The organism is Streptomyces vietnamensis (assembly GCF_000830005.1).
Classification (GTDB): Bacteria; Actinomycetota; Actinomycetes; order Streptomycetales; family Streptomycetaceae; genus Streptomyces; species Streptomyces vietnamensis.
The window spans coordinates 4,362,242-4,381,031 of the sequence record NZ_CP010407.1 but is presented as its reverse complement, the minus strand read 5'-3'; the positions used below and the strand labels follow the sequence as shown (position 1 = coordinate 4,381,031).

The 18,790-nt window shown below is 72.8% G+C and carries 16 protein-coding genes and 3 tRNA genes; 3 read left to right on the top strand and 16 right to left on the bottom strand.

Going from position 1 to position 18,790, the window contains the following annotated elements:
* Positions 1–127 precede the first annotated feature (127 nt).
* From SVTN_RS19555 to SVTN_RS19545, 3 genes are all read right to left on the bottom strand, one after another.
* Positions 128–547, bottom strand: a complete 420-nt coding sequence (locus tag SVTN_RS19555) for a DUF6578 domain-containing protein (protein WP_041130272.1) — start codon at positions 545–547, stop codon at positions 128–130.
* A 109-nt stretch (positions 548–656) separates the two neighbouring features.
* Positions 657–729 (bottom strand) — tRNA-Arg (locus SVTN_RS19550).
* 340 nt (positions 730–1,069) lie between these two features.
* A tRNA-Ser gene (locus SVTN_RS19545) sits at positions 1,070–1,160 on the bottom strand.
* Positions 1,161–1,378: 218 nt separating this feature from the next.
* On the opposite strand from SVTN_RS19545, the gene SVTN_RS19540 reads away from it, so the two are divergent.
* Together SVTN_RS19540 and SVTN_RS19535 are read left to right on the top strand one after the other, a co-directional pair.
* The gene (locus tag SVTN_RS19540) at positions 1,379–1,849 is read left to right on the top strand and encodes an SSI family serine proteinase inhibitor (protein WP_425428989.1); all 471 of its coding nucleotides are present in this window, start codon (positions 1,379–1,381) and stop codon (positions 1,847–1,849) included.
* Between the two features lie 115 nt (positions 1,850–1,964).
* A complete protein-coding gene (locus SVTN_RS19535) occupies positions 1,965–5,891 on the top strand; it encodes a hybrid sensor histidine kinase/response regulator (RefSeq protein WP_041130270.1) in 3,927 nt (1,308 codons plus the stop codon).
* A gap of 32 nt (positions 5,892–5,923) precedes the next feature.
* On the opposite strand, the gene SVTN_RS19530 is transcribed toward SVTN_RS19535, so the two are convergent.
* The 10 genes from SVTN_RS19530 to SVTN_RS19485 form a co-directional block, all read right to left on the bottom strand.
* A complete protein-coding gene (locus SVTN_RS19530; RefSeq protein WP_041130269.1) occupies positions 5,924–7,576 on the bottom strand; it encodes a long-chain fatty acid--CoA ligase in 1,653 nt (550 codons plus the stop codon).
* 137 nt (positions 7,577–7,713) lie between these two features.
* Complete coding sequence (locus SVTN_RS19525; protein WP_041130268.1) at positions 7,714–8,259, bottom strand: SigE family RNA polymerase sigma factor; 546 nt, start codon at positions 8,257–8,259, stop codon at positions 7,714–7,716.
* Positions 8,260–8,433: 174 nt separating this feature from the next.
* Positions 8,434–9,594: a DUF1906 domain-containing protein gene (locus SVTN_RS46190; protein ID WP_078908416.1), complete on the bottom strand. Its 1,161-nt coding sequence runs from the start codon at positions 9,592–9,594 to the stop codon at positions 8,434–8,436.
* A gap of 52 nt (positions 9,595–9,646) precedes the next feature.
* Positions 9,647–10,813: a lipid-transfer protein gene (locus SVTN_RS19515; RefSeq protein ID WP_041130267.1), complete on the bottom strand. Its 1,167-nt coding sequence runs from the start codon at positions 10,811–10,813 to the stop codon at positions 9,647–9,649.
* Positions 10,810–11,205, bottom strand: a complete 396-nt coding sequence (locus tag SVTN_RS19510) for a MaoC family dehydratase (protein ID WP_041130266.1) — start codon at positions 11,203–11,205, stop codon at positions 10,810–10,812. Before SVTN_RS19510 ends, SVTN_RS19515 begins: the two co-directional genes overlap by 4 nt.
* A complete protein-coding gene (locus tag SVTN_RS19505) occupies positions 11,205–12,272 on the bottom strand; it encodes an acyl-CoA dehydrogenase family protein (RefSeq protein WP_041130265.1) in 1,068 nt (355 codons plus the stop codon). Before SVTN_RS19505 ends, SVTN_RS19510 begins: the two co-directional genes overlap by 1 nt.
* 1 nt (position 12,273) lies before the next feature.
* Positions 12,274–13,206, bottom strand: coding sequence for a bifunctional MaoC family dehydratase N-terminal/OB-fold nucleic acid binding domain-containing protein (locus SVTN_RS19500; RefSeq protein WP_041130264.1), 933 nt, complete (start codon positions 13,204–13,206; stop codon positions 12,274–12,276).
* On the bottom strand, positions 13,203–14,369 hold the full coding sequence (locus tag SVTN_RS19495) for an acyl-CoA dehydrogenase family protein (RefSeq protein WP_041130263.1): 1,167 nt from the start codon (positions 14,367–14,369) through the stop codon (positions 13,203–13,205). The genes SVTN_RS19500 and SVTN_RS19495 overlap by 4 nt, the downstream gene beginning before the upstream one ends.
* A gap of 224 nt (positions 14,370–14,593) precedes the next feature.
* Positions 14,594–14,899: a hypothetical protein gene (locus SVTN_RS19490; protein WP_041130262.1), complete on the bottom strand. Its 306-nt coding sequence runs from the start codon at positions 14,897–14,899 to the stop codon at positions 14,594–14,596.
* 463 nt (positions 14,900–15,362) lie between these two features.
* Positions 15,363–15,878 (bottom strand): O-acetyl-ADP-ribose deacetylase, encoded by a 516-nt coding sequence (locus SVTN_RS19485; RefSeq protein WP_041130261.1) that lies wholly within the window; start codon positions 15,876–15,878, stop codon positions 15,363–15,365.
* A gap of 402 nt (positions 15,879–16,280) precedes the next feature.
* On the opposite strand from SVTN_RS19485, the gene SVTN_RS19480 reads away from it, so the two are divergent.
* The gene (locus tag SVTN_RS19480; RefSeq protein ID WP_041130260.1) at positions 16,281–17,645 is read left to right on the top strand and encodes a hypothetical protein; all 1,365 of its coding nucleotides are present in this window, start codon (positions 16,281–16,283) and stop codon (positions 17,643–17,645) included.
* Between the two features lie 121 nt (positions 17,646–17,766).
* On the opposite strand, the gene SVTN_RS19475 is transcribed toward SVTN_RS19480, so the two are convergent.
* The 3 genes from SVTN_RS19475 to SVTN_RS19465 all read right to left on the bottom strand — a co-directional run bounded on the left by SVTN_RS19475 (position 17,767) and on the right by SVTN_RS19465 (position 18,764).
* Complete coding sequence (locus tag SVTN_RS19475) at positions 17,767–17,958, bottom strand: antitoxin (protein ID WP_041130259.1); 192 nt, start codon at positions 17,956–17,958, stop codon at positions 17,767–17,769.
* A gap of 100 nt (positions 17,959–18,058) precedes the next feature.
* Positions 18,059–18,502, bottom strand: a complete 444-nt coding sequence (locus SVTN_RS19470) for a hypothetical protein (RefSeq protein ID WP_041130258.1) — start codon at positions 18,500–18,502, stop codon at positions 18,059–18,061.
* A 177-nt stretch (positions 18,503–18,679) separates the two neighbouring features.
* Positions 18,680–18,764: transfer RNA gene (locus tag SVTN_RS19465), tRNA-Ser, on the bottom strand.
* Between the last annotated feature and the right edge of the window lie 26 nt (positions 18,765–18,790).

Below are 18,790 nucleotides of genomic sequence, written 5' to 3'. Positions count from 1 at the left end.
CCCCTCCGGGCACGCGCGACAGAACCGCTACCGGCCGAATTCGGGGTCTGCAGAGGTGCGTTCGTAGCTGCAGTCGTAGTCGTACTTGTCGAATCCGAGCACCAGATAGGGCGTCAGGCCGGGATCCTCATCGACCGCGCGCAGCCGCGCCTTCCGGCCCGTCCGCGGCGCGCCGGGCGGTCACCAGATAGCCCGCGAAGCTCACGCCCGGCCTGGCCTTCGCCCATCCGTCCGCCTCCTCGACCGGAACCAGCACGGTCGTCCCCGGAACGGGGCGGTTCGCCTTGTCCGTGGCGCCCGGGGACACCCCGTAACGGCAGTGCACCTCGACGATCGACACCACCTCCACCGAGAGGGGCGCGCGCCCCTCCTGCCGGCCGTGATGCTCCTCGCGGAAACCGATCCCGGCCGCACGCTCGCCACCGACGACGTCGGCGTAGTCCTCCGGGCCGACCTCCAGCAGCGTCCACGAGACGACGTCCCCGGGCGCGAAGCTCTCTCCGCAGCACTGGATCTGCCAGCCGTCGACCCACACCGTCAACGCCATGCAGCCATTGTCCGCCGAGCGACCCACCTGCACTCGCCCGCTGCACTTCGCCGCTGTACGGCCCCACAACGCAAGAGGCCCGGACTCTCGTCCGGGCCTCTCACCTGTGTGCACTCGGCAGGATTCGAACCTGCAACCTTCTGATCCGTAGTCAGATGCTCTATCCGTTAAGCTACGAGTGCTTGTTTTTAGTTCTTGTCTCCGTTCCCCGGCCCTTTCGGCCCGCTGTCCCGGCGACAGGAAGAACATTACATGAGTCCCGCCGTCATGTGAAATCCATTCCCCTCACCCCCTCTGACCTGCGAAAACGTCGCGCCGAGGGTCGAGCGCGGATCGGCGGACAGGTGGCGGTCGCGAGGGTTCGCGGGGCGAAAAGACGCGGAAAGAGACCGGGGTCACACCGTCTCGTCGTCGAGTCATGGAAGAAGGCCGCGGAAGAAGCCCGTGGGGGAAGAGGCTCGCGGAAGAAGATCCCGAGAACGGCCGAAGCCCCGGCCTTGGGGGCCGGGGCTTCGGTAGGGGCGGAGGCGGAGGGATTTGAACCCTCGATGGGCTTTAAAACCCAAACCGCATTAGCAGTGCGGCGCCATAGACCGGACTAGGCGACGCCTCCTCGCACCGCGCGCCTACGCGAGTGGTGCGTGCAGATGATGACACAGGCGAACCGGCTGTCACCAATCGATTCTCACCGTACTAGTCCTCCGGGGGTCATAGCAAAGCCCCACGGCACTCTGTCCCGCCCCGCCCGGCGCACCCCGCTTGCGCAACGCCCCGGCGCCCGGAGCGTTAGAGGGGGCGGGCGCGCCGTGCACCCGCGCCCTCCGTACTCCCGTGCTCCTGGAGATCCGCATGCTGCGCAGTCTCGTCCTCGCGACCCTCGCCACCGCCACCGTCGGGGCCGCCGGCCTCGGTCCCCTGCCGTCGCCGCTCCCGTTCTCCTCGACCGGGTCGACCGTGTCGAGCGAGTCGCCCGACATCCTGACCGTGACGGTCGAGAAGAGTGGCTCCCCCGGCTCCGACGGCACCTTCCGGTTGAGCTGTGGCGAGCGCGCCGAGGGTGATCACCCGGCCGCCGAGGGCGCCTGTGAGCGGCTCGGGCAGTTGGCGAGGGAGGGTGGCGACCCGTTCCTGCCCGTCCCCTCGGACCAGATGTGCACCGAGGTGTACGGCGGGCCCGCCCTCGCCCACGTCACCGGCGTCTGGCAGGGCCGCGAGGTCGACGCCCGCTTCTCCCGGGCGAACGGGTGCGAGATCGACCGCTGGAAGAATCTGGAGCCTCTGCTTCCCCTTGCCCGGGGATGACGGTCGGAGGCTCCCTTAGACTCCCCTCAGTGACAGGCCGGGGCCCGAGGGGCAAGATGGGACCGGCCGGCCGACAGGGCATGCGCATGCAGTGCGTCAGGGAGGAAGCGTCGTCGTGAGCAGCAGGCCATCCCGAGGCGCTGCTCGCCTCGCAGCCATACTCGACGCCCTCCCCGACGGCCTCGTGCTCGTCAACTGCAACGGCACGGTCGTCAACGCCAACACCATCGCCCTCGGCATGTTCGAGACGCCCGGCACCGCGCTCGTCGGACGCGGCCTGCTCGATCTGCTGCCCACCTTCGACTCGCGCCTCATCCCCGGCTCCATGCGCCGCCCCGACGGCGCCGACGAGCGCGGCCGCACCAAGCCGACCCGGATGATCGCCCGCCGCACGGACCGCTCCGAGTTCCCCGTCGAGGTGACCAGCGCCAGCCTGGAGGACGGCCGCGAGGCCTACGACTCGTACGGCGGCTACACCGGCGACGAGCTGCTCATGCTCGTCGTGCGGGACCTCACCGGCACCCTCGACACCGAGGCCGAACTCGCCCGCTCGCAGCGCCAGACCGAGATGATCCTGCGCGCCGCGGCCGAGGGAGTCGTCGGCACCGACACCGACGGTCGGGTCGTCCTCGTGAACCCCGCCGCCGCGCAGATCCTCGGCTACCGCGCCGGCGAGCTCGGCGGCCAGGAGCTGCACCCGCTGATCCTCGCCAAGCGCGCCGACGGCGAGCCCTTCCCGTACGAGGAGTCCCCGCTCGCCGACACCCTCAAGTCCGGCCGCAAGCACCGGGTCCGCGGGCAGGTCCTGTGGTCGAAGAAGGGCGAGCGGGTCCCGGTCGACCTGACGACCGCTCCGGTGCGCGACGGGGACCAGCTCGTCGGCGCGGTGATGACCTTCACCGACCGCAGGCCGTACGAGCAGCTCGTCGAGGAGCACGCCGCCGAGCTCGCCGACCGCGCCGAGCGGCACGCCGCCGAGCTCGCCGACCGCGCCGAGCGGCACGCGGCCGAGCGCGAGGCGCAGGAGGAGAGGTACGCCTCCCTCGCCGCCCGCCACGAGCAGCTGACCGCCGTCCTCGCCGAGTCGTTGCGCGGGCCCCTGGAGGAGCTCCGCACCCAGCTCGGCACCCTCGCCGCCGACGACGCCGGGCAGCTGTGGCCCGAGGCCAACCAGGTCCTGCACCACCTGGCCGCCGGATACGCCCGGATGACCTCGCTCGTCGACAACGTCCTCGGCTACCAGCGGCTCGACGCCGGCACGGAGAAGCTCGACAAGTCCGTCGTCCTGCTCGACGGGATCGTGTCCGCGGGCATCGACAGCGCCGTGGAGCTGATCGGGCCCGGCCGCGCCCAGTTCGCCGTGCACGCCCCGCCCATCGAGGCCGAGGTCGACGCGGCCCGGCTGACGACCGCCCTCGCCCATCTCGTCGCGGACGTCGCCGGCGTCGACGCGACCGGCAAGAGCAAGGCCGAGCGGACCCCGAGCGACTCCACGATCGTCGTCGCGGCCGCACAGCGCGGTGACGTCGTACGGATCGAGGTCCGCGGCCCGTACGCGGGCGGCGACCCGGTCCACGGGCCCGTCGTGCGCGGGATCGTGGCGGCGCACGGCGGTGTCGTGCAGACCCACGAGGTGCCGGGCACGAGCGGCGGCGCGTACGTCCTCGAAGTGCCGGTCGGCGCGGGTCGGGGGACCGTCCCCGCGCCGGCGCTGCGGAACAACGGGCCCTCGGGCGGGCGCGAGGCCCTCGCCCTGCCCGCACAGGCTTCGGGACCGGACGCAGGCTCGAACTCGGGGCCGAACTCGGGGTCGCCGTCAGGGCCGCAGTCGGGGTCGGGCTCGGGGTCGGTCGCAGGGCCGACCACGGGGCCGGTCACCGGCCCGGGCCTCGCCCTCGGACCTGTCCCGGCCTCCACCTCCGGACCTGTCCCGGCCTCCACCTCCGGACCTGTCCCGGCTTCCGCCTCCGGTCCTGTCCCGGCTTCCGCTTCCGGTCCTGTCCCCGCCTCCGGCATCGGTGCCGACTCGCCGTCCGTCGTCGCCCCCGGCGGGATCCCCGGCCCGGGTACGGCTCCGGGCGCGGGTTCCGGCATGGTTCCCGGCCCCGGCGCGGCCTCCGGTGCCGTCATGGCCGGCGGGCCGGGCTCCGAGACCTCCGGTGGTGGGCGGCGGCGGGCCCGGCGCGGATCGACGGACGCCTTCCTGGAGAGCGCGGTCGCGCCCGAGGGCGGTGCCGAGCCCAGTGGCCGCCGCCGTGCCCGTACGGGAGAGGCCGCCGGTCCCGCCGAGCTGATCCCCGCCCAGCAGAACGTCGCCGTGCACTCCGCCGCGCCCGCCCCCGTGGAGCCCACCGGGCGCCGTCGGGGCAGGCCCGCCGAGGGCTCCGTGGTGACCGCCGCCGAGGGCGCGCAGGGGCGTGCCGCGCTCGGTGCGGCCGTGCCGCCGCAGGGCGTCGCCGTCGAGCCGTCCGGGGCCCCCGCCCTGGCCCGTGCCCTGCCGGCCGTCGCTTCCGCTCCCGAGGAGGCTCCGGCGCCGCCGAGCGGGCGCCGTCGGCGCGCGCTGGCCGCCGCGCAGGAGCGGGCGGCCGCCGCCGAGGCCGGGCCCCGCACGCCGTTCGCGCTGCCGCCCGCCGATGTCGACCGTGACGCCGAGACGGCGCCGCCGGCCGCCGCTCCCGTGGCCGGCCCGCTGCCGGTCCCGGACGAGGGACGGCACGAGCCCGTACGGGACGTCCCGGGCGCCGACCACACGCCGCCGCAGCCCCACCCGCAGGCCGGGTCCCCGATCGCGATCGAGCCGACCGGTCGGCGCCGGGCCGTGGCGGTCCCGCAGCCGGAGGACGCGCCGGAGGCCGTACCCCAGCCGCAGCAGCCGCAGCAGCCCCGGCAGCCGCAGCCCGTGCCCCAGACCGCCACCGGGACCGGCACCGGTTCCGTACCGCTGCCGCCCGAGCTGCCGATGCCGGCGACCGTGTCCAAGGACTCGACCCAGGGGCGGGCGTTCAGCGTCCGTACGCTCGGGCAGGGCGTCCCGTTCGTGCCACCGGCCCCCGCCGCGCCGTCCAACGGCTCGGGGCGGCGGCGCAGGCTCGCCACCCCGCCCGAGATCGACCCGCCGGTCCCGGCCGTGGAGGCCAGGCCCCACCCGCAGCCGACGGCGCCCGCGCCCTCGCCGCACGACACCCCGGCCGAAGGCCGCGCGTACGCCATAGGAGCGCCCGCCGAGGGTTCCGCCGAGGGGCCCGAGCCGCTCGACGGTCCCGGCGGCGCGGTCGAGGTCGCCAACCGGCCGGCCCCGCAGCCCGTGGACGACGAGCTGCCCCCGGAGCCCCTCGACAACCCGCGCCGGCTGCTCGTCTGGCCCGCGCCCGACGTCTCCACCCAGCAGGCGCTGAGCGACCGCGGCTACCGGCCGGTGATCGTGCACTCCCGCGAGGAGGTCGACGCCCAGATCGCCGCCTTCCCGGCCGCGCTCTTCGTCGACCCGCTGACCGGCCCCATCACCCGTACCGCGCTGCAGTCGCTGCGTCAGGCGGCCGTCGCCGCCGAGGTGCCGGTGCTGCTCGCGGCCGGGCTCGGGCAGGCGACCCGGGAGGAGGCGTACGGCGCCGATCCGGCCGTGCTCCTCAAGGCGCTGGCGCCCCGCGACAGCGAGCAGCACCCGTCCCGGGTCCTGCTGATCGAGGAGAACGAGACCATCGCGGAGGCGCTCGCGGCCACCCTGGAGCGGCGCGGGATGCAGGTCGCGCAGGCGGAGACGGACTCCGAGGCGGTCATGCTGGCCACCCAGACCCGGCCGAACCTGGTGGTGATGGACCTGATGCAGGTGCGCCGCCGCCGGGCCGGGATCATCGACTGGCTGCGCGCGAACGGGCAGTTGAACCACACCCCGCTCGTCGTCTACACCTCGGCCGACCTCGCCGAGGAGGAGCTGGCGAAGCTCGACTCCGGCGAGACGGTCCTGTTCCTCGCCGAGCGCTCGAACAGCGCCGAGGTGCAGGCGCGGATCGTCGACCTGCTCGCGAAGATCGGCACCAACTAGCCCCGTGGGGCCGGTTGGTGCCGATGGGGGCACTACAGCCGGGTGACGTCCAGCTCGCCCTCCGCGTACTGCTTGCGGATGACCTTCTTGTCGAACTTGCCGACGCTCGTCTTCGGCACCGCCGGCACGATCGCCCACCGCTCCGGCAGCTGCCACTTCGCGATGCCGCCCTCGTCGGCGAGGAAGGCCCTCAGCGTCTCGTAGTCCGCCGTCGCGCCCTCCTTGAGGACGACGGTCGCCAGCGGACGCTCGCCCCACTTCTCGTCCGGCACGGCGACGACGGCGGCCTCGGCGACGGCCGGGTGCGCCATGAGGGCGTTCTCCAGGTCGACGCTGGAGATCCACTCGCCGCCGGACTTGATGACGTCCTTGGCGCGGTCGGTGAGGGTGAGGTAGCCGTCCGGGCTGATGACGCCGACGTCGCCGGTCTTGAGCCAGCCGTCCTCGCTGAACTTGTCCTCGGGGCGGAGGGGTTCGCCGTCGACGCCGTTGTAGTACGCGCCCGCGATCCAGGTGCCGCGGACCTCCAGCTCGCCGGCCGACTCGCCGTCCCAGGGCAGGTGCTCGCCGCCGGGGCCGACGAGGCGGGCCTCGACGCCGGCGGGGAAACGTCCCTGCGTGACCCGGTACGGCCACTCCTCCTCGGCGGTGAGGCCGTGCGGCGGGTGGGCCATCGTGCCGAGCGGGGAGGTCTCGGTCATGCCCCAGGCGTGGCAGAGGCGGACGCCGAGGCGGTCGTACGCCTCCATGAGGGAGGGCGGACAGGCGGCGCCGCCGATGGTGACCTGCCGCATGGAGGAGAGGTCGCGGGGGTTCGCGGTGACCTCGGCGAGCAGGCCCTGCCAGATGGTGGGGACGGCGGCCGCGTGGGTCGGCTTCTCGCGCTCGATCATGTCGGCGAGCGGGGCCGGCTGGAGGAAACGATCCGGCATGAGCATGTTGATGCCGGTCATGAAGGTGGCGTGCGGCAGGCCCCAGGCGTTGACGTGGAACTGCGGGACGACGACCAGGGTCGTGTCCTTGTCCGTCAGGCCCATCGACTCGGTCATGTTCACCTGCATGGAGTGCAGGTAGATCGAGCGGTGCGAGTAGACGACGCCCTTGGGGTCGCCGGTGGTGCCGGAGGTGTAGCACATGGCCGCGGCCGAGCGCTCGTCCAGCTCGGGCCAGGCGTACGCGGTCGGGCGGCCGGCGATCAGCTCCTCGTACTCGTGGACGCGCGGGGCGGCGCCGTCCAGGAGGGAACGGTCGCCCGGGCCCGCGACGACGACGTGCTCGACCGTCGGCAGGTGCGGGAGCAGCGGGGCGAGGAGCGGGAGCAGGGAGCCGTTGACGATCACGACCCGGTCGGCGGCGTGGTTGACGATCCACACCAGCTGCTCGGGGGGCAGGCGGAGGTTGAGGGTGTGGAGCACCGCGCCCATGGAGGGGATCGCGAAGTAGGCCTCGACGTGCTCCGAGTTGTTCCACATGAGGGTGGCGACGCGCTGGTCGCCGGTGACCCCGAGTTCGTCGCGCAGGGCGTGGGCCAGTTGGTGCGCGCGCGTTCCGGCCTCCGCGAACGTGCGGCGCTGCGGCTCGGGCTCGCCCGTCCAGGTGGTGATGGTGGACTTTCCGTGGATGGTCATCCCGTGCTGGAGGATGCGGCTCACGGTCAGTTGTACGTCCTGCATGGTGCTGTACACGGGGCGTCCTCCCGGTGGGCGCTACGTGGCAGAAGGGGTGTGGAGATTCTGCGCACGTACCGCGCGGTATGTCACTACCCGAGAGTACGTAAATTGCCAGTGATTACTGGCGGAAGCGGCCTGGTCGAGCGGGTGGTTCACCGTACGGGCGTCAGCTCCGGGTCCTCGCGGAGCTTGCCGAGCGCCCGGGACACCGCGCTCTTGACCGTCCCGACCGACACCCCGAGCACCTCGGCCGTCTGGGCCTCGCTGAGGTCCTCGTAGTACCGCAGGACCACCATCTGGCGCTGCCGCTCCGGCAGCTTCAGGATCGCGCGCCACATCGCGTCGTGCAGCACCTGCCGCTCGGCCGGGTCCGGCTCCGGGAGGCCGGCGGGCTCGGGCAGCTCCTCGCACACGAACTCGTCGACCTTGCGCTTGCGCCACTGCGACGTCCGCGTGTTCAGCAGCGCGCGGCGGACGTAGCCGTCCAGGGCGCGGTGGTCCTCGATGCGCTCCCAGGCCATGAAGGTCTTGGCGAGCGCGGTCTGGAGGAGGTCCTCCGCGTCCGAGGGGTTGGCGGTGAGGGAGCGCGCGGTGCGCAGGAGGACGGGCCCACGCGCCCGTACGTACGAGGTGAAGGTCGGGTACGACGCGTACTGCGAGGCACCGGCGCAGACGGGGCCAGAGGGTGGCGGAGTCATGACTCCACGCTAGGAGGGCACGGACACCGGCGGATCGGCCCCAGGTCCCGAACCGCCGTCCGCCTCAGGTTGTAGGGGTGGGGATGCCTCCACCTCCTCTGGGTGGAGACCCTCTCCACCCGGCTCAGGGTCGATGCCCGGTTCAGGGGTGCCGGGCACGGTGGACCGCCGCCCTCAGGGGTGCCGGCCCGCCACGAACGACAGGGGGACGGGGACGCGGGCCGCGAAGCGGGCGGGGGCGGCGACGCGGGCGACGGGCGCGTCCAGTGCGTTGCGGTCGATCGCGAGGGTGCGCCCGCCGTACGTCTCGGTGACGTTGCCCGCGTACTGGTGGATCCGGGCGTGCGGCGTCCAGGCCTCCGGGTGCAGCACCGACTCGGTGAGCAGCGCCGGCACCCCCCGCCAGCGCGCGAACCACATCACGTCCGGCAGGTCCTTCGTCCCCGCCTTCCGCTGCGTCTCCATGTCCCGCACCCCCGTCTCGGCGCTGCTGTAGAAGCCGGGGAGGTAGCCGAGGCGCTTCACCTCCCGGTTCCAGGCGCGGACGAAGGCGAGGGTGGTCGCGGCGCAGCTCGTGTCGCCCCGCCGGTACGCCTCGATGTCCAGGTAGAGCGGGCTGTTCGGACCGATCCCGAAGGCCTGCGCCGCCCGTACCGCGTCGCCTCCCTCCTTGGTGCCCTGGCTCGTGGGGTTGCTGCCGATGGCGAACTTCCGCTTGGCGAGGGAGTCCACGCACGGCGCCTGGGAGCCGACGAAGAGCGGCAGCAGCCGCCAGCCCATGGCGTGGGCGGAGGCGACCCAGGCGGGGGTGAGCTCCTTCTGCACGGGACAGCCCCGCCCGCGCCCGCCGAAGTAGATCCCGACGGCCCCGTACGGCGACCCCCGCCAGGCCCTCATGACGGCGAGGGACGGCGCCTCACAGGTGTCGAAGGCCTTGCCGGAAAAGGTGACGGGGGTGGCGGCGGCTGCCCCGGGGGCCCCGGCCCCGGCCATGGAGCGGGTCGCCGTGGCGGGGGCGGGCGCCCCGGACGCGACGGATGCCCCGGACTCCCCGGGCGCCCCGGACGCCCCGGACGCCCCGGACGCGACGGCCCCCGACGGCGGCGGGGGCGGGGCGTTCAGGAGGACCGTCCCGGCCAGCGCCACCATCAGGGCGGCGACCACGGCCCGCGCCCGCGCCCCGGGAGGCGGCGCGGAGCGCGGACGGACCGGTGTGGTCGGGAGGGGCGCGAGGCCGGCTCCGGATGCGAGTGCGGGAACGGCTCCGGGCGCGGGGGCGGCTCCGGGTGCGGGCGCGGGGACGGCTTCGGGGGCCGGCGGCGTGCGTGTGCTCATGGCGCGAGTGAAGATCCACCCGCCCCGCCCGGCCACCGCTCAGGCCGTCGCCTCAGCCGTCCGTGCCCAGGATCAACCCGGACGTGGGAACCCCGGTGCCCGCCGTGACCAAGGTCCGGGCCGCGCCGGGCATCTGGTTCACGGAGGTGCCGCGGATCTGCCGTACCGCCTCCGCTATGCCGTTCATGCCGTGGAGGTACGCCTCGCCGAGCTGCCCCCCGTGGGTGTTCAGCGGAAGCGCCCCGGCCGCGACGAAGTCGGCCGCCTCCCCCGGCCCGCAGAAGCCGAACTCCTCCAGCTGCATGAGCACGAACGGGGTGAAGTGGTCGTAGAGGATGCCCACGTCGATCTCGGAGGGCGTGAGCCCCGAGGTCCGCCAGAGCTGCCGTGCCACCACGCCCATCTCCGGCAGCCCGGTCAGCTCGTCCCGGTAGAAGCTGGTCATGGCCTCCTGTTTCCGCCCGGCGCCCTGGGCCGCCGCCAGGATCACGGCGGGCGGGCGCGGCAGGTCGCGGGCGCGTTCGACGGAGGTGACGACGATCGCCTGGCCGCCGTCGGTCTCCTGGCAGCAGTCGAGGAGCCGGAGGGGTTCGACGATCCAGCGGGAGGCGGCGTGGTCGGCGAGGGTGATCGGCTTGCCGTGGAAGTACGCGGCGGGGTTGGTCGCCGCGTACTTCCGGTCCGTCACCGCCACGTGCCCGAAGGCGTCCGGCGTGAGCCCGTACGCGTGCAGGTACCGCTGCGCGGCCATGGCGACCCAGGAGGCCGGGGTGAGCAGCCCGAAGGGCAGCTGCCAGCCGAGCGCGGCGCCCTCGGCGGAGGGCTCGCGCTGCTGCACGCCGGAGCCGAACCGCCGCCCCGAGCGCTCGTTGAACGCCCGGTAGCAGACGACGACCTCGGCGATCCCGGAGGCGACGGCGAGCGCGGCCTGCTGCACGGTGGCGCAGGCGGCGCCGCCCCCGTAGTGCACCCGGGAGAAGAACGAGAGCTCGCCGATGCCGGACGCCTGGGCGACGGTGATCTCGGGGTTGGTGTCCATCGTGAAGGTGACGAGGCCGTCGACGTCGGCGGGCGTGAGCCCGGCGTCGTCGAGGGCCGCGCGCACGGCCTCGACGGCGAGGGAGAGCTCGCTGCGGCCCGAGTCCTTGGAGAACTCGGTCGCCCCGATGCCGACGACGGCCGCCCGCCCTCCGAGCGTGTCCCTGCCGCGGACGCTCATCGCGGCACCTCCACGGTGACCGTCCCGGTGACGTGGTGGCCGATCCCGTTGGCGCCGACGACCCGGACGCTCGCCGTGTCCCCGTCCGCCCCTTCGGCCACCTCGGTGACCGTCCCGGTCAGGACCATGGTGTCCCCGGGGTAGTTGGGGGCGCCGAGCCGGATGGCGACCTTGCGGAGGACGGCCCGGGGGCCGAAGTGGTCGGTGACGTACCGGCCGACGAGCCCGTTGGTGGTGAGGATGTTCATGAAGATGTCCGGAGAGCCCTTCTCCCGGGCCAGTTCGGCGTCGTGGTGCACGTCCTGGTAGTCGCGGGAGGCGACGGCCCCGGCGACGATCAGGGTGCGGGTGATCGGTATCCGCAGCGGCGGCAGCTCGTCCCCGGGCTTCATCACAGGTCCCCTTCCGCGAGCAGGTCGCCGAGTTCGGCGAGGAGTTCGGTGCCGCAGCCGAGGTACGCGTCGAGCTGCCGGCCCCACAGGAAGTGCCGGTGGACGGGGTGGTCGAGGTCCGCGCCCATGCCGCCGTGGAGGTGCTGTCCGGCGTGCACGACCCGCTTGCCCGCCTCGGAGGCCCACCAGGCGGCGGTCAGGGCCGCCCCGGCGGCGTCGAGTCCCTCGTCGAAGCGCCAGGCGGCCTCGTAGGCGGTGACCCGGATGGCCTCGGTGTCCATGTGGGCGTCGGCGGCGCGCAGTTGCACCGCCTGGTGGGTCGAGAGCGGCCGCCCGAACTGCTCGCGTACGGAGGTGTGCTCCACGGCCCTGGCGAGGGACCCGGCGCACACCCCGGCCTGGAGCCCGGCGAAGGCGATCCGCGCGGCGGCGAGCACGTCGTCGTGGGCCCCGGCCCCGCCCCCGGTCCCGGTCCCGATCCCGGTGCCGGTCCCGGTCCCGCCGAGGCGCTCCCCCGGCGTCCCGTCGAGGACGAGCCGGGCGGCGGCCCAGGGCGCGGTGAGCTCGACGGCCTCGACGGCGGCCGCGTCCTCGGTGCGGACGAGCCACAGGGCCCGGCCCCCGTCCGGTACGAGGACGTGGGTGGCGTCCCTGAGCCACGGCACCCACTCCACGGCCCCGCTGAGCCGCCCGGCGCGTGAGGAGACGGATCCCGGTGCCGGGAACGCGCCCGTCACCACCGTCGTACCGTCGCGGAGGCCGGGCAGGAGCCGGGCGCGCTGCTCCTCCGTACCGTGCCGGGCGACGGCGAGGATCCCGTACACACAGCTCGCGGCGAACGGCACCTGCGCCGTCCTGCGCCCCTGCTCCTCCAGGAGCAGGACCAGGCCGAGCAGGCCGGTCTCCTCGACGGCGCCCGGGAGTCCGGCCGCGCAGAGCGCCTTCCACAGCTCGGCGTCGGTGCCGGTCCCGGCGGCCCGGAGCCGCTCGTGGGTCGCGAGGTCGGCGAAGATCCGCCCGGCGAGCTCCCGGGCGGCCTCCTGCTCCTCGGTGGGGGTGAAGTCCATGTCAGTCCTCCCCGCCCGCGCGGAAGACGGGAAGCTCAAGCTCCTCGTCGACCCGCAGGAACTCAAGGCGTACGGGCATCCCGATCCGCACCTTGTCGTACGGCACCCCCACCACGTTGCTGATCATCCGCACGCCCTCGGCGAGCTCGATCAGCCCGACCGCGTAAGGAGGGTCGAAGGCCGGGAAGGCCGGATGATGCATCACCACGTACGAGTAGACGGTCCCCTCGCCGCTCGCCTCGACGGTGTCCCACTCCCGCGAACCGCACTCGGCGCACCCCGGCAGCCAGGGGAAGCGGAGGCTCGCGCACTCGCCGCAGCGCTGGATGAGCAGCCGGTGCCCGGCCACGCCCTCCCAGAAGCCGGCGTTGTCCCGGTTGACGACGGGCCGGGGGCGGCGGGGCTTCTCGGCCTTGGGGGACGGCCGGGCGGCGGGCGCGTACTTGAGGATGCGGAAGCGGTGCGTGCCCGCGAGTTCGCCGCCCGCCCGGACGTCCGTCCGGGTCGTCACGAAGTGCCCGGTGCCGAGCTTGGTGGTCTTGCGCTCCGACACGGACTCGATGACGGTGTCGAAGCCGATCTCGTCGCCCGGGCGGAGCGGCCGCAGGTACTCCTGCTCGCAGTCGGTCGCGACCACCGAGGTGTATCCGGCGCCGTCGAGGAGGGCGAACAGCTCCTCGTACGCCGAGGACCGGTCCGTGTGCCCGGAGAGGCCGCCCATCGTCCAGGCCTGGAGCATGGTCGGGGGCGCGACGGCGTCCGGCCCGGTGTAGGCGGGGTGGGTGTCCCCCATGGCCTCGCACCAGTGCCTGATCATCGGCAGGTTGACCGGGTCCCTCCCGGTGCCGGCGGTGGCGGCGGACCGCCCGACGAAGGCCACGAGCCGCTCGTACAACGCATCGGCCGCATCCGTACCGCTGTCCGTACCGCTCACCGCCGCCCCCTCGCCTTCATGCCGAGCCGCATCCTCGCGACGATCTCGCGCTGCACCTCGCTCACTCCTCCCCCGAAGGTGTTGATCTGCGCGGCCCGGTTCATCCGCTCCAGCTCACCGCCGTCGAACTCCCCCGGCGATCCCGCCCGCACCGTCCCCGCCCCACCGGCGATCTCCTGGCAGATGCGGTACACCTCCACCGCCGATTCGGTACCGGCGAACTTCACGCCGCTCGCGTCCCCCGGGGCCAGCCGGCCGGCCCCCACGTCACCCACCAGACGCCAGTTCAGCAGGCGGGTCGCGGCCAGCCGGGCGTGCGCTTCGGCGGCCCTGATCCGGACCCACGGCTCGTCGATGCGGCGCCGGCCCGTCACCGGATCGGGGGTGCGCGCCCGGTCGAGGACGGCCGCGAAGAAGTCCTCGGCCTGCATGCCGATCGCGGCGAGCGCGACCCGCTCGTGGTTGAGCTGGCTGGTGATGAGGCCCCAGCCGCCGTGCTCGGGCCCGACGAGGTTGCCCGCGGGGACGCGTATCCCGTCGTAGTACGTGGCGGTCGTCGTCAGTCCGCCCACCGTCTCGATCGGGGTCCAGGAGAAACCGGGGGAGTCGGTGGGGACGAGGACGATGGAGATGCCCCGGTGCGGCGGCGCGTCGGGGTCGGTGCGGCAGGCGAGCCAGATCCAGTCGGCGTTCTGGGCGTTGGAGGTGAAGATCTTCTGCCCGTCGATCAGCCAGTCGGATCCGTCGCGGACCGCGCGGGTCCGGAGGGAGGCGAGGTCGGTGCCGGCCTCGGGTTCGCTGTAGCCGATGGCGAAGACGGCCTCGCCGCGCAGGATCCGGGGCAGGAAGAAGGCCTTCTGCTCCTCGGTGCCGTACGCCATGAGCGTGGGGCCGACGGTGTTGAGGGTGACCATCGAGACGGGGGCGCCCGCACGGTACGCCTCGTCGAAGAAGACGAACTGCTCGTCGGGCCCGCGGCCCTGCCCCCCGTACTCCTCGGGCCAGCCGAGGCCGAGGAGCCCGTCGTCGCCGATCCGGCGGAGCAGCCGCCGCTGGGCGGCGGTGTCGGTGGCGGGCGGCGGGCCGTCGGGCATCACGTCCCGGAAGTAAGCGCGGAGTTCGGCGCGCAGCCGCAGCTGCCGCTCGGTCGGGGCGAGGTGCACGGCGACGGCCTCCCGTGGGACGACTGAGGTTTCTGACTGTCCGTCAGGTACGGGATCCCTGTCAAGGTCGGCGCCGCGCGCGAAAAGCCACACGCGAAAAGCCACGTGCGAAAAGCCGCGCGCGAAAACGCGACGGCCCGCACGCCGGTACCGAAGTACCGATGTGCGGGCCGTCGTTCACACCACGGTCACGCCCCCCGTCGGGCCGGTGCCCAGGCTGCGGGTCACCACCACGGGACGAAGTTCACCACGTTGTTGGACTGGTCGATGTGGGTGAAGGCGGAGCCGTTCACGCTCGCGGTGTTGTTCTGGTTGGAGGCACCGGAGCCGGTCGCGACCTGCTGCGTCGTGGTCGAGTTGCCGAGGTTGTGCCCGCCGACACCACTGCCGATGATCGTGGCGACGCTCGTGTTCGATCCGTCGTCCGCGAAACCGCCGTTGTCGGCCTGGGCCACCCCGGTGAAGAGCGCGGCGGCGAGGGGCAGGGCGGCGGCAGCGGCGAGGATGCGGGCGGTACGGATGCTTGCCATGTCTGTTCCTCCGGGAACTGAAAGCTGATGCTGTTGCACGGAACTGCTCTACGGAACTTCGGAACTTCTCTGAAGTACGGCCATTTCCAAGGCAGTTGGCCGACCGCCTCGGTCGTTCGTGCTCGACGTCGCGAATCCAGAGTTGCCCACCGAATCCCCGGCGAACCACCCCGGAGCGGCCGATTCCCCCGCAAGCGTGAGGACAAGCCGATAAACCCCGGCGGTACGAGAAAGCCGCAGCTCACACGGGTGGAGGGGGTCGGGACGGGGTCTGCGGGACGGCACGGCCGGTGCGCCGCAAGGGAGGAAGCGTTCCGGCAGATTTTCCGCCAATCTTTCTCTCGGAAGGACGCCACGGCGCGTCTTCGCCCCGGAGAAACCGAACACATCAACCAGCAAAGAAAAGGCGTTCGCCCGCGAAAGCCGTACCGCCGCCGACCAGAGAACTACGCGGCCCAGAGAACTACGCGGCATCTCCCACGGCAGCCTCGAAAGCCGCGTACGCCGCCGCGTCGAAGAGGACGAAGCGGACCTCCTCGACCTCGGTACGGGCCGCCCGTACCGTCTCCACGGCGATCCGGGCGCCGTCCGCCATCGGCCAGCCGTAGATCCCGGTGGAGATGGCCGGGAAGGCGACCGTACGGGCCCCCAACTCGTCGGCGACCCGCAGCGATTCCCGGTAGCAGGAGGCCAGCAGCTCGGAGCGGTCCTCGTCCCGCGACCAGACCGGGCCGACCGTGTGGATCACGTACCGGGCCGGCAGCCGTCCGGCCGTGGTCGCCACGGCCTGCCCGGTCGGCAGCCCCTTGCCGTAGTGCGACCGCCGCAGGTCCTGGCAGGCGGCGAGGATCTCCGGCCCGCCCCGCCGGTGAATGGCTCCGTCGACTCCCCCGCCCCCGAGGAGCGAGGAGTTCGCGGCGTTGACCACCGCGTCCACCGCCTCGGCGGTGATGTCCCCCTGGACGAGTACGACGCGCATCTCACACCCCTGTCTCCGGATTTCCGGACCCTACCGACCCGTCCGCGGCGGGAGAGGCCGCTTTACCACCTCTCCGGACCGGAAACCCCCGTCCGGAGCCGCCGGCGGCCACTGCACGGGACGGATGCATACGTACGGGCTGACACCTCTGGAAGCGACGTCACGCGTACGGGTGGGTGTCGGGCCGCTGCGGCCCGGCTCCGCAGCGGTCGCTCCGGGGGACGCGCGCCGGCGGATCCGATCGGGCGGGGAAAGCGAAATACCCGGGCCAGAAGGCGTTTCCGGCCCTCAATCGATCAACGCTGTGTGCGTGTCTAACCCCCAAGGCGACGCCTAAATTGTTCAGAATGTCACCTACTGCCCCAGTTGAAACCACGCGGTTTCATTGCCTAGGAGCGTGTCATGCAGATTCGCAGGTGGCTCCCGGACCAGCCCACTCTCATCGGCCGCCACGACTGGCCGGACGAGGACGGCGAGGGCACCCATCTGCGGCTCCGGGCCGGCTCCATCGTCGTGCTCGACCGACGGGCCTGGCGCGTCCTGGAGATCACCGGTTACCCCGGCAACTCCTGGCCGAAATCCTATGAGAAGGCCTGGCGCGACCACGTGGAGCTGTGGTGGCACGCCAACGAACTGCGGCGGGCCGACAACCAGGCGTTCAAACCGGCCCCCGATCGCGCCGAGTTCTACCGGCGACCGGTGGTGCTCGTCCTGCGCGACGAGAACCTGCCCCGGTCGGCGGTGAAGCACTGGTGCGCCCCCGCCAGCCTGGACTGGCCGGTCCTCCCCGAGCACTACGCCGTCTGCCGGGCCTGCGGCGAACTGCCGCCCTGCCACCACGGGGAGTACAGCCCGGAGGGCGGCCCCCGGCATCCGGAGCAGAACGGCGGCATCCCGCTCATCGTGCCGGAGGGCTGCTGCATGGGCTGCGCCGAGCAGATCAAGCCCCGCATGCGGACCGTGCGTTTCCCCGGCCCCAACCTCTGGTACCCGGACCTCGGCGACGACACCGCGGTCTTCCACGCCCGCTCCTCCTGCGAGGACCAGGTGGAGTACTACCGCGCGCAGTGGCAGAGCGAGTACGCCCAGCCCGCCGCGCACCCGACCACACCGTCGTTCCCGGGCTTCGACCACCTGGTCCTGCCCCGCGCCCGCCAGTCCCAGCCCCCGGTCCCGCAGCACGACCAGATCCCGGCCCCGCAACACGGCCAGGCGCCGGCCCCGCACCACGGGCAGGCGCCGACTCCGCAACACGGGCAGGCTCAGGTCCCGCAGCACGGCCAGGCTCAGGCCCCGCAGCACGGCCAGGCCCCGGCCCCGCAGCACGGCCAGGCCCCGGCGCCGACCCCGATCCCGCAGCACGGCCAGGCGCCGACCCCGGCCCCGCAGCACGGCCAGGACCACTTCGCGGCCCCGCAGCAGCACGTACGGGAGGAGGCGCGCACCTCCCTGACCGTCGGCTCCGGCACCTTCTCGCCGTCCTTCGACGGCTACCGGACGACGGAGCCCGAGCCGTACCCCTCGGCCCCTCCGCCTCCCCCGCAGAGCACGGCACCCGCGCCCGCCCCCGTACCCGCGGCCCCTCCCGTACCCGCCGGGGACGCCGGCCCCGCCGTCCGGGCAGCGGAGGAGCTGAGCCGCTCCCTCACGGACCGCCCGGTCTTCCACAACGCGGAGCAGGCGGCCCGGGTGATCGAGGAACTCACCGCGGCGGTCCGCAACATCGCCCTCTGCCTGAACAACCCCCAGGCCCGCAGCCACCCCTGAACCCACTGAACCCGCTGAACCCACTGGCCCCGTTAAACCCACTGGATCCGTCAAACCCGCTGAACCCACCCGAGCCCCTGACCGTTCATCCGGTCAGGGGCCGTTCGTCTGCGGTGGGTTTCTACTCGGGCCCGCCGGTCTGCTCGCGGTCGTTCCCCAGCTGCTCCTTGAGCTTCTCCTGGGCCGTGTCGACCTGGCTGCTGTACTTGCCCTGGGTCTTGTCGTCCACGAAGTCACCGGCCTTGTCGATACCGGTTCCAGCCTGATCCTCGTGACCCTTCAGCATCTGCTTGAGCTTGTCCATCACAGACATCGCGGCTCTCCTTGCCGGTGGATTCGCCCTTTACAGAATCGCTGCTGATCGCACGGTCCGCATCTCCTGGGAGCCGGCCATGGCCTTCCCCCGAGTCGACTCAGTCGCCGGAGAAGCCCCAGAAGTAGATCTCCTGCGGCTCTCCCCGGTCGTCATGGAGCACGGCGCACCGCCCGTACCAGCGCCAGTGGTCGAACTCCTCGAACCTCGGCACGTGCGCCCGGGTGGGCTTCCGCGTGCCGAGGACACGCAGCGCCTCCTCCTCGGTCACCTGCTTCATCGTGGAGTAGTCCGGCTCCTCGTCAGGGCCGATGATCCGGAAGATGTCGAGGATCGAGTGCGTTCCGGCTTCCTGGGCCATCTCGTCAGCCCACAGCTCCTCCTCGGTCTCGGGCCACGGCAACCGTTCCTTCTCCGGCTTCCAGTCGGCGCCCGAAACCCAGTAGTACTCCCGCTCCTCGAAGACCTTCCGCCGCAACGCGTCGAACGCCCCGACGAGATCCTCCTGATACGGCACCGAGTAGTCCCACCCCGACGCGCCCATGTGTCGGCCCTCCCCACACAGCTCTTCCAGAACGGCCGGACGCTAACAGCGGTCACTGACAACCGCCCGGGCCGAAAGTGGGTGGAGAACTGGGCTACAAGAGAGACAGGTTGACGCAGAGGGCGGGCCCCGGAATCCGGGGCCCGCCCTCTGAGCTGCTGCTTCTCTGACCTGCTGCGGTGGGTGTGGGATTTGAACCCACGGTGACTCTCGCCACGACGGTTTTCAAGACCGTTCCCTTAGGCCGCTCGGGCAACCCACCCTCGCTCCGTCCCACCTGGAACGGAG

Excerpts from the sequence above, each read along its gene's own strand:
- SVTN_RS19555 (WP_041130272.1), bottom strand. The coding sequence starts at position 547 with ATGGCGTTGACGGTGTGGGTCGACGGCTGGCAGATCCAGTGCTGCGGA.
- SVTN_RS19525 (WP_041130268.1), bottom strand. The coding sequence starts at position 8,259 with ATGACTCCGCCACCCTCTGGCCCCGTCTGCGCCGGTGCCTCGCAGTAC.
- SVTN_RS46190 (WP_078908416.1), bottom strand. The coding sequence starts at position 9,594 with ATGAGCACACGCACGCCGCCGGCCCCCGAAGCCGTCCCCGCGCCCGCA.
- SVTN_RS19515 (WP_041130267.1), bottom strand. The coding sequence starts at position 10,813 with ATGAGCGTCCGCGGCAGGGACACGCTCGGAGGGCGGGCGGCCGTCGTC.
- SVTN_RS19510 (WP_041130266.1), bottom strand. The coding sequence starts at position 11,205 with ATGAAGCCCGGGGACGAGCTGCCGCCGCTGCGGATACCGATCACCCGC.
- SVTN_RS19505 (WP_041130265.1), bottom strand. The coding sequence starts at position 12,272 with ATGGACTTCACCCCCACCGAGGAGCAGGAGGCCGCCCGGGAGCTCGCC.
- SVTN_RS19490 (WP_041130262.1), bottom strand. The coding sequence starts at position 14,899 with ATGGCAAGCATCCGTACCGCCCGCATCCTCGCCGCTGCCGCCGCCCTG.
- SVTN_RS19485 (WP_041130261.1), bottom strand. The coding sequence starts at position 15,878 with ATGCGCGTCGTACTCGTCCAGGGGGACATCACCGCCGAGGCGGTGGAC.
- SVTN_RS19480 (WP_041130260.1), top strand. The coding sequence starts at position 16,281 with ATGCAGATTCGCAGGTGGCTCCCGGACCAGCCCACTCTCATCGGCCGC.
- SVTN_RS19475 (WP_041130259.1), bottom strand. The coding sequence starts at position 17,958 with ATGTCTGTGATGGACAAGCTCAAGCAGATGCTGAAGGGTCACGAGGAT.
- SVTN_RS19470 (WP_041130258.1), bottom strand. The coding sequence starts at position 18,502 with ATGGGCGCGTCGGGGTGGGACTACTCGGTGCCGTATCAGGAGGATCTC.